The following is a 14,384-nucleotide window of genomic DNA, read 5'->3' as shown; positions in this document are numbered from 1 at the left end:
TCGCATGCGGCTGGCGGTCGGCCTATCACTCGGCGTCGAGACGGATGACGAAATGACCTCCGTCGGTGAGCTCGGCCGTCGCTCCGGTCGGGACGTGCACGGTTGTGTCCGGCTCTTCGATCAGGCACGGTCCGTCGGCCTTGCCGAGCGTGCTGGACCCGCGGTGCACCTGGAGGAGGTGACGCTGCCCGGTGGCTGGGTCGACGCTCTCCCTGGTGCTGCTCACGTGCTGCTCGGCACCGAAACCGGTCTCGGTGACCTGTTGGGCCTCGGTACGCCCGATCGCCTTGACGCGGGAGTTGACCAGCAGGATCTCTGCCTCCGTCCATGCGGTGCCGGTGCCGAACTCGGCTTCGTAATCCTCGATGAACCGCTGGCGCAACAGTTCCTTGTCCTCTTCACCGAAGGTCTTGCGCGGCAGTCGCGTGGTGACCTCGAAGATCTGGCCGACGAACTTCATGTCGGCCTCGCGGTACAGCTCGCGCCGCTCTTCCGGGATGGCCTCGTCGTCGAACCACCTGTACGCACGCTCTTCCAGCGCTGCGAACTCCTTCTCCAGGTCGGCGGCCGGCTCCGACATCGTCCACGGCGTGGTCTGCACGGCGGAGAAGATCGAGTCGGCGTGCAGCAGCCCGTAGGCGGAGAACACGGCAGCGTTGCGTGGGACGATCACCTCACCGACGCCGATCTCTGCGGCGATTGCCGCGGCGAAGAGGCCGCAGGCTCCGTCGAAACCGACGAGGGTGAACTCGCGGGGGTCGTGCCCGCGGTTGACAGTGATCTTGCGTACCGCGTTGGCCATCTGCGAGACGGCCAACCGGTAGACGCCGTGCGCGGCGGCGTCCTCGGAGAGGCCCAGCGGCTCGGCAAGGCGGCGTCTTATCGCGTCCTTCGCCTTGTCTTCGTAGAGGGTGACGCTGCCGCCGAGGTAATAGTCGGGGTTGAGCAGACCGAGCGCCAACGCGGCGTGGTGACCGTGGGGCGGTCGCCGCCCTTGCCATAGCAGGCTGGACCTGGCGTCGACCCGGCGCTCTGCGGGCCGACCCGCATCACGCCGCGCCCGTCGACCCAGGCGATACTGCCGCCACCGGCGCCAATGGTCTCGATGTCCACGGCCGTCAGGCTGGTCGGTAGCCCGCCGATCTCCGCGCGAGGCAGTACCCGGAACTCGTCATCGATGATTGCCACAGCATCCAGGCTCGTGCCACCCATGTCGGTGGTGAGGACCTGGTCACGCCCGAGCTGCTGACCGAGCAGTCGCGCGCCGGTGACACCACCGACCGGGCCGGAGTTGAACATGGCGATCGGTGCCTTGCTGGTCTCCGATACGGACAGGAAGCCGCCATGCACTTGCATGATCTGGACGCGGGTGCGCAGGCCGCGCGCGGCCAGGTCGGCAGCCAGCTGATCGAAGTGCTGCGCCACGATTGGCTTGACGGCTGCGTCCAGAGTGGTCGTCACCATCCGCTCGTACTCGCGGTAGACCGGAGTCAGTGCACTCGAAAGCGAGTACGGCACGTTCGGGTGGTGGGTGCTCAGGTACTCGCCGATCGCGTTCTCGTGGCTGGCGTTGCGGAAGGACCACAGCAGGCACACCGCGACCGACTCGGCGCCGGTCGCGAGGACATCCTCGACCACGGTGCGGATGGCGTCGTCGCGCAGCGGCACGAGCACGTCGCCGTGGGCGTCGACGCGCTCCGGTACTTCGACGATGCGTCTGCGGTCGATGATGTCCGGCGGCGCGGACATCTTGTGGGGATCATGCTCGTCGTCCCGCGCGGACCGGGCGATCCGCAGGCTGTCGCGGAATCCTTCCGTGGTGAGCAAGCCCACGGCCGCGTACTTGTGCTCGTCGACGGCGTTGGTGACGGTCGTGTTGCCGAGGACGAAGCGGTCGATCCGGGGATAGAAATTATCGCCGGTCAGGCCGATCCGGTCTTCGAGCACGGCGAGCGCGTCGAGGATCCCCGTCGTCACGTCGGGCGTCGAGAACGCCTTGCCGCGAACGGCTCGCCCGTCGTGAATGGCGACCGCGTCGGTGAACGTTCCGCCTACGTCGATACCCACGTGCAGAGTCATGGCTGTGGTCTCCTTTGACTGTCGGTGTCGGCGTCCCGAGCTACGTGTGAGCGGGCGCTCAGCCGTTTCGCGTTCTGAGGTCGGCGAGTACCTGCTCGGCGCGATCGGCACGCACGGCGCCCTCGGCGACCAGACGGCTCACCACATGCGGCAGCTCATCGGCAGCGGCACCCGCGGCGACCGTGATGTTGCGCGCATGCAGCGACATATGGCCACGTTGGATGCCTTCGGTGGCCAGAGCACGCAGCGCGGCCAGGTTCTGCGCCAGCCCTACCGCGGTGATGATCTCGGCCAGCTCGTGCGCCGAGGCCACACCGAGCATCCGCACAGCAGCCTGGGCAGCGGGGTGGACCTTGGTCGCGCCACCGACCAACCCGACCGGCATCGGCAGCTCGAGGGTCCCGACGAGGTCGTTCTCGCTGTTGACCTCGAATCGCGAGAGTGCGGAATAGCGTCCAGCGCTACCGACCGCATGCGAGTGTGCGCCGGCCTCGACCGCGCGGGTGTCGTTCCCGGTTGCCAGCACGACGGCGGTGATCCCGTTCATGATGCCCTTGTTGTGGGTGGCAGCCCGGTACGGATCGGCCTCGGCGAGACCGGCTGCATGCACGATGTCGCGCACTACCTCGGGCCCGCCGAGCGCAGCGGCGTCGAAGACGGCCCGTGCGCGGGCCAGCCTGGTATCGGCCTTGTTGGTCAGGATCCGCAGGAGCACTCTGCCGCCGGCGATCTCGCCGACCCTGGTGGCCACGGCCTCCGCCATCGTGTTGACGGCGTTGGCGCCCATGGCATCGCGCACGTCCACGACGAGGTGGAGTACCACGTAACGGCTCGGGCGGGCGTCGACGATCCGTACTGACAGGTCACGCACGCCGCCGCCGAGCGCGACGAGCTGGGGGTCCTGCTCGTTGGCCAGCTGGATCAGATCCGTACGGCCCTCCAGTAGCCGCAACCGTGCGCCGTCGGGGTCGGCGACGTCCAGCACCTGGACCTGTGCCTGCATGATCGGCTCGGAGCTGGAGGTGTGGAAACCGCCGCGAACACGTGCGATCCGTGCTGCGTTGCTCGCCGCGGCGACCACGGAGGGCTCCTCCGTGACCATCGGCACCAACACATCCGCGCCGTTGACGGTGAAGGTGGTGGCCACACCCATCGGTACACCGAACACGCCGACGACGTTCTCGATCATGAGGTCGGCTTGCTCGACGGTGAGGCCCGCGTCCAGGGTCAGTGCGTCGAGATCCTCGGGAGCTGCACCGGTGTTCTTGGCGACCAACATCCGCCGGTCCGCGGGAGACTCGTTCCGAAACTCCGGCAACCTGCTCTGTGTCGTCACGCGAACCTCCTACGCTGGCCGTCTCGGTAGCCAGCAACACTAGGGAGTGAGTTACGCAACGCACATAGGTAAATCACCCATACTTTGGCCGCGCGGCATGGGCGAATTGCTCATCTCTGCTGGTCGTGCTCAGTCGTGCCCGGCGAGGGCGTGCAGCCGCGCCGCCACCGAGATGCGGAACAGTGGCTCGGGGTCGCGCCAGTCCGACCCGAGCAGGGCGCTGATCCGGTCCAGCCGTTGGGACACCGTGTTGATGTGGACGCGCATCGCGCGGGCGGTGGGCGTGGGACTGCCGCCGGCATCGGTGAAGGCGCACAGAGTGGTGAACAGCTCGGTCCCTCGTTCGCTGTCCCACTGCAATACCGGCCCGATCGTCGACTCGATGAAACCGGACGGATCCTGACTGCCGCCACCGAACATCGCGAGGTACGGCTCGTAGGCTCGCGCGTCCACCGCGGTGTCTGCGGTATCGAGCTTCTGCAACAGCTCCACGCACCGTCGGGCGACGTCGTAACACCGGCCGAGCGTCTCCGCCGAACGTGCCAGCGGGCCGGCGACGACCAGGGTGGGAACCTGCAACGCTCCCCGCACAGCGGTCCAGACCTCGCGCGCCGTACCGATCGGGTCGGGCGAGGCCGCGAGCACCGCGAGCATTCCGTCGCGTTCGCCCACCAGAGCCGTGGGCACGACGCCGTGCAGCACATCCGTAGCGACCCGCCGGCTCTCCAGTGGCAGCGCGACGACGATCGCGGACCGCAGGTCGTCCAGCCGCACGTTGCGGCCCGGGCGCGCAGGACGAGTTCCTGCCACCGGGACGCGTCGGCACGGAGGATGTCCGCAACAAGCTCGCCGCGAACCCTGTCCTCCGCCGCAGCGACTGCCTCCTGCTTGACGGCCACCAGCGCGGAGATCTGCGCGGCGCGCTCGATCGTACGCTGCTCGACCGCCCGAAGCTCCAGCTCGCCGTGGCCGACCAGTACCGCACCGAGGAACGTCTCGGCGGCCACGACCGCCACGGCGACCTCGGGAAGCGGGCTGTTGCCTGCCAGGAAGACACATCGTCCGGAGTGTCTGCTCTCGTCGATCGCGGCACGCGCTTCAGGAACGAGCTGACCGTCCTGTTCGACGGCAGACATCGTTCCCTCCGTTGTGGTCTGCGCCACTGGAACGAGCTCCCTGTCCAGGATGAGTACCGGCCGGTCCAGCGCCTTGCCGAGTGTGTCGGCGACACCGTCCACGCTGCCGCCCTGCAACACGACGGTGGTGAGCGCCTCGTGCACTACGCCGGCGCGCTCCATTGCCGTCATGTTGCTCGCCAGCACTGCGTTGGCGCGCTTCGCTTCCTCCGCTGCTTCGTTCGCGCGCTCGAGCAGCCGCGTGGTCTGGAGCACGACGGCGGCGTGATCGGCGAACGCGCTCAGCAGTGCGATCTCGTCCGGTGTGAACTCGTGTTCGCTGCGGTTCGCCGCGAAGAGGACCCCGAGCACACGGTCGCCGGCTACGAGCGGTACCCCGAGCAGCGACACCAACCCCTCGGCGGTCACCGCCGCGTCGATCCCGGCCTCGTGCGGGATCCTCCGGTTGTCGTGGTACGCGGACGTCCACTGCGGGCAGCGGGTGCGCACGACCTGGCTGGCAAGACCCATTCCAGGTGGCACCCGCAGCTCGCGAAACTCCGGGGCAACCGTTCCCAGCGTGGAACGGACCCGAAGCTCGTCGCTGGCCTCGTCGAACTCGGACAGGTATGTGACATCCGTGCCCATCAGGTCGTGCGTCCGTTCGACGAGACGGTGCAACAAGGCGTCGGCGTCTCGCAGTTCCGCGAGCTCGCGCGCTGGAGAACAGAGCCGACAGCTCCTGGCCTCGGCGACACCAGCGGGACAACGACGAGCGCAGGTTGTGGATGCGGCCTTCCAGGGAGGCGGACTCGTCGACGGGCAAGTTCAGTTGTGCGAGCAGGTAGGCCGTGTCCGCTTCGGAGTCAGTGGTAACAGCGTCCAGCAGCTCCTTGACCCGTCCAACGGGGAGCGTCGGTTCATGCTCGCGGCCGCGAGTCTCAGCAGGCACGGCACACCCCCCGTCCAGCGTGTGTGGTCAGCGACAAGTCCACCATGGCCGCTCACAGCTCGCCGAGGTAGGCCTCGCGCATCTGCGGGTTGTCGAGCAGCTTCGCGGCAGTGTCGGACAGCACGATCCGCCCGGTCTGGAGCACGTACCCCCGATGTGCGATCGACAGCGCCATGTTCGCGTTCTGCTCGACGACGAAGATCGTCATGCCCTGGCGGTTGATCTCCTGGATGAGCTCGAAGTTGTGCTCGACCAGTACGGGTGCCAAGCCCATCGACGGCTCGTCCATCAACAGGATTCTGGGGCGTGCCATGAGGGCGCGAGCCATCGCCACCATCTGCTGCTCGCCGCCGGACAGCGAGCCCGCCCGCTGGCGGAGGCGCTCCTGCACCCGCGGGAAGAGCGTGAAGACCCGGTCGTAGTCCTCGGCGATCTCCGCCCGATTCCCTCGCAGGTAGCAGCCGAGCTCGAGGTTCTCCCGCACGGTCATGCGCTTGAACAGCCGCCGGTTCTCCGGCACCATCGAGATTCCCGCCTCGACCAGTCGCTGGGTCCGCAGGCCGTTGACCCGCTTCCCGTCGAGCAGGAGGTCGCCGTTCGTGGGGACCACGTAGCCGAGGACGGTCCTGAGCGTGGTGGTCTTGCCGCTGGCGTTGCCGCCGAGCAGGCAGACGATCTCCCCTGGACGTATCTCGATGCTGACATCGCGGAGGACCTGGATCAGGCCGTAGTGGGTGCTTACGTTGCGGAGCGCAAGGATCGGCGGTGGTTCGGTGACCGTCCCGTCGGACGGCTCTGGCTGCTCCGCGGGAAGGCCGTCGTTCACGGCTGGGCTCATTCGCGGGTCGCCTTTCTGCCGAGGTAGGCCTCTATGACGCGCTCGTTGCCGGCCACGTCCTCGTACGAACCCGCGGCGATCTTGTGCCCGTAGTCGAGCACCGCGACCCGGTCAGAGACACCCTTCACGACCCGCATGTCGTGCTCGATGAGCATGATCGTCGTACCGGTGACGTCGCGCAGCTGCCGGATCAGCTCGGTGAGTTCTTGGGTCTCCCGGGGGTTCATGCCCGCGGTCGGCTCGTCGAGAAGCAGCAACTTGGCATCCGAGGCCATGGCACGGGCGATCTCCAGCCTGCGGCGGTTGGCGTAAGACAACGAGTTGGCCGGCATGTCGAAGCGCCATCCGGTGAGCCGGGTGCCGAAGAATGCCAGCGCCTCTTCTGCCCGGCGCCTGGTCTCTTCCTCCTCCCGCCTGAACGACCGCGGCCGCAGGATCGCCTTGAGCGGCCCCGACCGGGTGCGGCAGTGGCGGGCGACCATGACGTTCTCCCGCACGGTCATCTCGGGGAACAGGCGCACGTTCTGGAACGTGCGGGCGATTCCGTGGGCCATGATCTGGCTCGGTCGCAGACCCACGATGTCTTGCCCGTCGAAGACCACGTCACCCTTGTCAGTGGCGATCATCCCGGTCAAGAGGTTGAAGAGGGTCGTCTTCCCTGCCCCGTTGGGTCCGATGACGCTGAGAATCTCTCCCGGCCGGACGTCGAGGTCGAGGTCGTCCACCGCCCGGACTCCGTCGAAGTCCTTGGTGAGCCCGCGGATGTCGAGCAACGCCGTGGTCACCGGTCGGTCCTCCCGTCCGAAGCCGGACCAGCCGCCCCTTCGGCGGCCTCGGGCCGCAGCCACTCGTCCTGCGCGACCTCTTCCTCGTGCAGCTCTCGTGCGCGCCGCCGGCTGGGGATGAACCCCTCGGGTCGCCGCAGCATCATGAAGATCAGCAGCGCGCCGTAGAGCAGGAACCGGTACTCCTCGAACTCGCGCAAGAACTCCGGCAGGCCGACGAGGACGAACGCGCCAAGGACCACGCCGGGCACGCTGGCCATGCCGCCCACGATGATCACCACGAGCACGGTGATCGACACGATCACGTTGAAGCTGTGCGGGAAGACCGAGCCGATCTTCGTCGCGAACAGAGCGCCGCCGACGCCGGCCAGGATCGCTCCGATGACGAACGCGGACAGCTTGGCGGCCACGATGTTCACTCCCATGGCCTCCGCCACGGACTCGTCCTCGCGCATCGCCATCCACGCCCGCCCGACGCGCGAGGCCTGCAAGGCGTAGGTGGCGTACGCGGCCAGCAGGATGAAGACGAAGACCGCGTAGAAGAACAGTTGGGGATCACGGGCGACAAACGGCCCGACGGTGATGGGCGGAATCCGGGTGATCCCCTGGGCGCCGCCGAACGTGGGTTTGAACCAGTCGGAGAGGAAGAGCAGTCGTGCGATCTCACCGAAGCCGAGCGTGACGATCGCGAGATAGTCGCCGCGCATCCGCAGCACGGGCGTGCCCACGAGCAGGCCCGCGACGGTGGCCGTCAGGACCACGAACGGGATCGCCGCCCAGAAGATCCACCCGAGACCAAGACTCGACTGCGGGGAGATGAGCACCGCCGTCGTGTAGGCACCCACGGCGAAGAAGGCGACGTAGCCGAGGTCGAGCAGCCCGGCGAGCCCGAGCACGATGTTCAGCCCGAGTGCCATGAGCAGGAAGATCGCGGCGATGTTCAGCACCTCGGTCAAGAATGGCCCGAGGAGCTGGGGCAGCAGCCCCAACACGAGCAGGACGAGCACGAGGATCATCAGCCGACCGAGCCGGCGGGACCGTTCGGGCAGCCGCTCGAACCGCTCCCGTACCGGGCGACGTCGCTGCCGGGTCGACAGCACGGACAGGCCGAAGCCCACGACGCCGACCGTGATCGCCCCCGCGACCCGCAACGCCCCGCTCGGCTCGTACAAGAAGTCGGCGATTGGTGCGGTCCACAGCCGCAGGGTGTCCTGGATGCCGCGCAGTATCTGGCCGACGAACGACGCCATCAGACCGAACCCCAGCACCCACAGCGCGGCGGCGAAAACTGCCCGCCGCCAGCGGCGGCCGAGCAGGTGCAGACCGCCGCCGACGATGCCCAAGCCGAGGTTGAACGCGACGATCAAGCCGATTCCGGGGCCTACCCCCTGGTTGAATGTCAGCAGCCGAGGGCCTTGCCGCACCAGGTCTGGCGAGACGTTGATGAATACGCCGCGGATGTTGACCGCGGCGATGAAGATCACGAACGCCGCAAGGACGACTCCGATGGCCAGCCCGGTGATCGCCCCGGCCGTCGGGTTCCGCCACCCGCCGCGTGGCGTCGCGAACCCCTGCAGTACCGGTGGCGGCCGCCCGGCCAGGTAGCCGAAGAGGAACGGGATGCCGCCGAGCGCCAGGTATGCGAGCGAGATCGACGCGAGGATCAGCCGTTCCGAGAATGTCGAGACCATGCCGTTGACTGCGATGAACACGGCGACGAGCCCGCCGACGGGTCCAATCCTCGCCGCGCGCCACAGGTCGACCTGGCGGGCGGGGAGTAGCTCGGCCGCCGCGCCCGGCGCGGCCACGGCGGTGTCGACGTCTTCGGCCATGGCTATCCCCGGTCCTCGCTCACCCGTTCGCCGAGGAGGCCGGTGGGCTTGAAGATCAGTACGAGGATGAGAGCCATGAACGCCACGACGTCCTTGAGCTGATGAGCGGATGGGATGTCGAGGCCGAACAGCACGAGGCTGGGTCCGACCGACTCGACGCTGCCGAGAATGAGCCCGCCCAGCATGGCGCCTATCGGGTTGCCGATCCCGCCGAGCACCGCGGCGGCGAACGCCTTGATCCCGGGCAGGAAGCCGCTGAAGAAGTTGACGCTCTGGAACAACAGTCCGAACAGCAGGCCTGCTGCCCCTGCCATCGCACCGCCGACGACGAACACCCGGGCGATGGTGCGGTCGACGTCGATCCCCATCAGCCTGGCGGTGTCCTGGTCCTCCGCCACGGCGCGCATGGCCCGTCCGGCCTTGGTCTTCTCGATGTACAGGTAGAGAAGGGTCATCATGAGCACGGCCACCACGATGACCAGTAGGTGGATCTTGAGGATCCGGAAACCGGGCAGGCTGAGCCAGCCCTGGAGGACCTCGACCGGAGGGTAGTTTCGCGGCGCGGGTCCGAACAGCCCTCGCACGGTGTACTGCAGGAAGAACGACGCCCCGATGGCGGTGATGAACATGACCAACCGTGGACGGCCGCGCAGCGGCCGGTAGGCGACACGTTCGAGCACCAGGGCGGCCACCGCGGAAACGGTCATGCAGAGGATTAGGACGACGAAGAGTGCGACGAACGGCGCCGCCGCCCAGAGTGCCGTCCTGACCATGGCGGCCGTGGCGAAGAACCCGGTCATCGCGCCGATCATGAAGACCTCGCCGTGGGCGAAGTTGATGAACCCGAGCACGCCGTACACCATCGAGTAGCCAAGTGCGATGAGCCCGTACACCGCGCCCTGCGAGATCCCGAACACGACGAGGTCCCGCCACTGCGCGAGACTGAGGCGGCCACTCGTCAGGCTGTTGAACGCGCCGACGACGACGAGCACGACGACGGCGATCCGCACCAGCCAGAGGAAGCCGTCGACGAACGGGAGCTGAAGAGCCCGCCGCTTGATGACGGGCGCCGGCGGGGGTTTCGTCGCGGCCACGGCTCTCCCTCGTCTCCCTCGGACGTGGCGTCAGGGGCCAGCCGGATCGCCCGTATCACGGGCGGTCCGGCTGTGCTCCCCGTTATCAGGGTTCGTGTGTGAACTTGACGTTCCCGCGAACGTCGGAGATCTTCTCCTGTTCCTGGGTGTTCTGCACGATGTCGATCTTCGCGTCTGCACAGTCCCCGAACTTGTCGCAGCGCAGTGACCCGGTCAGGCCCTCGAAGTTCTTGGTCGCGTACAGCGCGTCCATCAGCTTCTTGCGGTCGATCTGGATCGTGCCGTCGTCCTCACGGACGGCGGTCTTCCTGATCGCGGCGTGGAGCATGTTGAACGCGTCGTAGGCATGGGCGTGGAACGACTGGATCGGCTTCTCGCCGAACTTCTCCTCGTACTTGCCCACGAACTCCTGGTAGGGCGAACCCGTCGGGGTGGCCGGGCCGGAGAAGTACATCCCCTCCGTTGCCTTGATGACGACGAACGTGTCCGAGAGCAGACCGTCGGCCCCCATGAGCTTCTCGGCGTTGCGCAGCTCAGGGAACTCCTTGGCCTGCCGGACGATGAAGTCCGCCGCCGGCTGGAAGATGGGGAAGAACACGAGGTCCGGCTTCTTGGCAGCCACCTCGGTCAGGATCGGCCGCATGTCGGTGGCGCTCTTGTCCACGGCGGTCGCCAGGGCCACCTTCCCGCCCTGCTCCTTGAACGCGGCGCCGAACGCGTTGGCCAGACCCTCGGTGTACGGGTCACCGTCGTGGATCGTGACCGCTCTCTTCGCCTTCAGCCTCTCGAGGGCGAAGGTGGCGGCCGCCTGGCCCTGGATGACGTCGTTGTGTGCAGTGCGGAAGTAGCCCTTGTGGTTGTCGGCTCCTTTCTTGCCGCGCAGGTTGGACGTGAGCGACGGCGAGGTGTTCGATCCGGAGATCATCGAGATGCCTTTGTCCGCGAGGATCCCCATCGCGGGCACCGCCGCACCCGAGCAGCTCGTCCCCACCACGCCGACGATCTGCGGGTCCGCCGCGAGCTTCTGCGCGGCCGTAGTCCCGCCCTCCGCGAGGCACTGCGCGTCCTCGACTTCGAGCTCGAGGTCGTGCCCGAACAGCTTGCCGCCCTTGTCGTCCATGGCGACCCTGAGAGCCCGCTGCTGGTCCTCGCCCAGGCTCGCGTCGGCACCGCTGATGACCTGGATGGCGCCGACCTTTATCGGCTGGTCGGGGCGGACCGTCACCGCCCCTAGCGGACCTGGCGTGAACTCCGCGGCCTGCTCTTCTGCGGGGGCGCATGCGGAGGCAGCGAGCGCGAGAGCGCCGATTAGTGCGGGTATGAGGGTTACGCGAGGTTTCATGGCCCCTCCTCCCGGAGCCGTTGGCTACGACCCCTTTCGACTTGGACGATACGCCCGCCACGCAGGGGGGGGACCGGATCTTCTCCGAACCGCAATCGGTCGAACGGGCAGGTCGGTGCGGTCGCGACTGGACGAGCACGGGAGGTGACCGAGCCGACACAGGCCGCACAGGTGGAGCGTGCCCGACGGCGGCAGGTGATCAGGCCGGGCCGATGAGATCCCAGCGGTTGCCGGCGATGTCCAGGAACACTGCGACGCGGCCGAAGGGTTCGGTGCGTGGTTGGGTCACGAACTCCACGCCGGCGGACTGCAGACGGGCGTACGTGGCGTCGAAGTCGTCGACGCGCAGGAAGAAGCCGACGCGGTTCGCCGCCTGTCGGCCGACGGTGGCCGACTGCTCGGCGCCGTCGGCGCGGGCGAGCAGGATGCCGGTCTCGGCCCCCGGCGGCCGCACCACCACCCAGCGCTTGGGCCGCCCGTCGTTGGTCAGCGAAGCGCTGTCCTCGACCAGCTCGAACCCGAGCACACCGACGAAGAAGTCGATTGCCGGGTCGTACTCGGCGACCACCAACGCGACGAGATGGAGATGCACCGCGCAAGCCTAGGGCAGCTGGGTTCCTCCGCGCTCACGAGAGCGGCTCGGCGTGCAGCTTCTCCTCGCGCCGGCCCCAGTATCTGGTCACCACGTCGAGGACGACGGAGACGTCGTGGGAGACGACGCCGGGCAGCGTGCCCATATCGGCGGCGAGAAAGTCGGCGAGGTTGCGTTCGTGCGCGAAGACGCTGTGGAACAACACCGACGACCGGCCGGCCACGGTGACGATGTACCGCGCCGCCGGGTGTTCCGCGAGGGTGGTCGCGAGCTGCGGCATCTGCCCCGGGGCGGCGACGAGCGAGACCACCACCTCCAACGGGTGGCCCAGCAGGCCGGGCTCCACCTCCACGCGGGGCACGAGGATCCTGCGCTGCAGCAAGGACGTGATCAACCGGTATGCCGTCGACGTGCTCGTGCCGAGTGTCCGTGCCGCGCTGGCCGCCGACGTTCGCCCGTCGACCTGCAGCAGCCGCAGCACTGCTCGCTCGTCGTCGCGCAGCTGCACCGGTGTCGAGGCCGGCAGGTTCGGTTCCGTGACGCCACCGAGTGCCAGTTCCTGTGTCGCGTCGAGGCGGCGCAGCCGCCAGCCGGCGCCGGTCGCGTAACAGCCGAGGCCGACCTCCGTGCGGGTGGCGAGCACGCCGCGGATGGACGGCAGCCGCTGGCTGAGTAGCTCGGGCACCTGTTCGCGGTGGTACGGGTGCACGACGCAGTACACGTCGGCGCCGCCGGTGGTGAGCGCCACGTACTGCGCGTCCGGCAGCTGGCTGATCTCCGCGGCCACCGCCGGCGTCCGCCCGGCCTCGGTCTCGATCCAGATGTGCTGCGGGTGCGTCTGCGACCGCGCCCACCACGGCACGTCGGCAGCGAAGCCGAGCACCCGCTGCTGCTGTAACCGGCGCAGCCGCCGGCTCACCGTAGCCACCGAGACGCCGAGGGCCGCAGCGAGCAGCCGGTTCTCTGCGCGCGGCGACACCTGGAGGGCGGCGATCAGGTCGAGGTCGGCGGCGGTCAGCTCGACCGACGTCTGGTGATGCTCACTCGTCCGCACCGTCATGAACGAATATCCCTCTGAGTAGCCACTGATTGACAATATTACGACAGATACGCCACTGTGATGGGCGTTATTTGCACCCCCGGCCGCGTGTCGACGGGATTCTGGAGTGGGCATGCCCGAACCGCTGCTGCTGACCAACGCCACGGTGCTCGACCCGGGCACCGGCGAGTACGCCGAGGCAGACGTGCTCGCGCTCGACGGCCGGATCACGGAGGTGGGACCGGGCTCGCGGCACCTGCGGACGCCCGGCGGCTGGACCTGGCGGGGCAGTACGTGCTGCCGGGGCTCGTCGACTGCCACGTGCATCTCGCGGCGATCAGCGCCGACCTGTCCTCGCTGCTGACCTCGCCGGCGAGCTACGTGGTCGCAGGCGCCATCCGCCGGATGGGCGCGATCCTCGACCGTGGGTTCACCACCGTACGTGACACCGGCGGTGGCGACTGGGGGTTGGCGCGTGCACAGCAATGTGGCTGGGTCCGCGGCCCGCGGCTGTTCTACGGCGGTCGCAGCCTCAGCCAGACCGGCGGGCACGGTGACAAGTTCGCGCGGGGTGAGCGGAAGCTGTCCGACGAAGGCTGCTGCACCGGCACGGCCAGGGTCGCCGACGGGGTCGATGCCGTGCGTCTGGCGGCGCGACGAGCTGCGCAAGGGCGCGTTCCACATCAAGGTGCACGCGTCCGGTGGGGTGTCGTCGCCGGACGACCGGGTCAACTCCACGCAGTACTCCACCGACGAGCTGCGTGCGGTCGTGGCCGAGGCGACTGCCGCGGACAGGTACGTCACTGCACATGCGTATCCGGCCCGGGCGATCAACCGCGCGCTGGATGCGGGTGTCCGCTGCATCGAACACGGCAACCTGCTCGACGACACCAGCATCGAGCTGTTCAGGCGGTACGAGGCGTGGCTGGTGCCGACCCTGGTCACGTACGCGGCGCTGAAGGCCGAAGGGATGGCGCACGGGCTGCCGAAGGTGAGCTGGGAGAAGGTCGACGATGTCCTGCACGACGGCCTGACGGCGCTGGCGCGCGCGTACGAGGCCGGCGTGAACCTCGCGTACGGCACCGACCTGCTGGGGGAGATGAACCGCAGGCAGTGTGAGGAATTCCGGATCCGCGCCGAGGTCCAGGAACCGATCGATGTGATCCGGGCAGCGACAACGGCGGCCGCCGAGCTCCTCGGGGCGGTCGGTGAGGTCGGCGTGGTCCAGCCGGGCGCGCACGCCGACCTCATCGTGGTCGACGGTGACCCGCTCGACGACATCGAAGTACTCGCGCAGCCGGATCGGCACCTGCAGCTGGTCGTCCAGGCCGGCACCGTCGTCGCCGATCACCGCGGTGCGCGTGCCTGACACCTGACGTC

General features: G+C 68.2%; 8 protein-coding genes and 3 pseudogenes. 1 reads left to right on the top strand and 10 read right to left on the bottom strand.

Annotated features, from left to right (window positions below):
• Positions 1-25: 25 nt before the first annotated feature.
• From GEV07_06545 to GEV07_06500, 10 genes and pseudogenes are all read right to left on the bottom strand, one after another.
• Positions 26-2,079, bottom strand: a pseudogene (locus tag GEV07_06545) (hydantoinase/oxoprolinase family protein).
• A 58-nt stretch (positions 2,080-2,137) separates the two neighbouring features.
• Positions 2,138-3,415, bottom strand: coding sequence for a hydroxymethylglutaryl-CoA reductase, degradative (locus tag GEV07_06540; GenBank protein MQA02384.1), 1,278 nt, complete (start codon positions 3,413-3,415; stop codon positions 2,138-2,140).
• Between the two features lie 129 nt (positions 3,416-3,544).
• Positions 3,545-5,482: pseudogene (locus GEV07_06535) on the bottom strand (GAF domain-containing protein).
• Between the two features lie 52 nt (positions 5,483-5,534).
• Entirely contained in the window at positions 5,535-6,320 is a 786-nt protein-coding gene (locus tag GEV07_06530) for an ATP-binding cassette domain-containing protein (protein ID MQA02383.1), read from the bottom strand.
• Positions 6,317-7,105 carry an ATP-binding cassette domain-containing protein gene (locus tag GEV07_06525; protein MQA02382.1) on the bottom strand — a complete coding sequence of 263 codons (789 nt, stop codon included), beginning with the start codon at positions 7,103-7,105 and terminating at the stop codon, positions 6,317-6,319. The genes GEV07_06530 and GEV07_06525 overlap by 4 nt, the downstream gene beginning before the upstream one ends.
• A complete protein-coding gene (locus tag GEV07_06520) occupies positions 7,102-8,937 on the bottom strand; it encodes a leucine/isoleucine/valine transporter permease subunit (GenBank protein MQA02381.1) in 1,836 nt (611 codons plus the stop codon). Before GEV07_06520 ends, GEV07_06525 begins: the two co-directional genes overlap by 4 nt.
• Positions 8,938-8,939: 2 nt before the next feature.
• Positions 8,940-9,947 carry a branched-chain amino acid ABC transporter permease gene (locus tag GEV07_06515; protein MQA02380.1) on the bottom strand — a complete coding sequence of 336 codons (1,008 nt, stop codon included), beginning with the start codon at positions 9,945-9,947 and terminating at the stop codon, positions 8,940-8,942.
• Between the two features lie 169 nt (positions 9,948-10,116).
• On the bottom strand, positions 10,117-11,373 hold the full coding sequence (locus GEV07_06510) for an ABC transporter substrate-binding protein (GenBank protein ID MQA02379.1): 1,257 nt from the start codon (positions 11,371-11,373) through the stop codon (positions 10,117-10,119).
• Between the two features lie 199 nt (positions 11,374-11,572).
• Positions 11,573-11,965 (bottom strand): VOC family protein, encoded by a 393-nt coding sequence (locus GEV07_06505; protein ID MQA02378.1) that lies wholly within the window; start codon positions 11,963-11,965, stop codon positions 11,573-11,575.
• Positions 11,966-11,999: 34 nt separating this feature from the next.
• Positions 12,000-13,139, bottom strand: coding sequence for an AsnC family transcriptional regulator (locus GEV07_06500; GenBank protein ID MQA02377.1), 1,140 nt, complete (start codon positions 13,137-13,139; stop codon positions 12,000-12,002).
• Here GEV07_06500 and GEV07_06495 point away from each other — a divergent pair.
• Positions 13,138-14,373: pseudogene (locus tag GEV07_06495) on the top strand (amidohydrolase family protein). The gene GEV07_06500 and the pseudogene GEV07_06495 overlap by 2 nt on opposite strands.
• Positions 14,374-14,384: the final 11 nt, after the last annotated feature.

This window comes from Streptosporangiales bacterium (genome assembly GCA_009379825.1).
GTDB lineage: Bacteria > Actinomycetota > Actinomycetes > Streptosporangiales > WHST01 > WHST01.
The sequence above is the reverse complement of the archived record's forward strand: the minus strand, read 5'-3'. Positions and strand labels throughout refer to the sequence as shown.

Coding starts and splice junctions, on each gene's coding strand:
- GEV07_06530 (MQA02383.1), bottom strand. CDS start 6,320: ATGAGCCCAGCCGTGAACGACGGCCTTCCCGCGGAGCAGCCAGAGCCG.
- GEV07_06520 (MQA02381.1), bottom strand. CDS start 8,937: ATGGCCGAAGACGTCGACACCGCCGTGGCCGCGCCGGGCGCGGCGGCC.
- GEV07_06510 (MQA02379.1), bottom strand. CDS start 11,373: ATGAAACCTCGCGTAACCCTCATACCCGCACTAATCGGCGCTCTCGCG.
- GEV07_06500 (MQA02377.1), bottom strand. CDS start 13,139: ATGCCCACTCCAGAATCCCGTCGACACGCGGCCGGGGGTGCAAATAAC.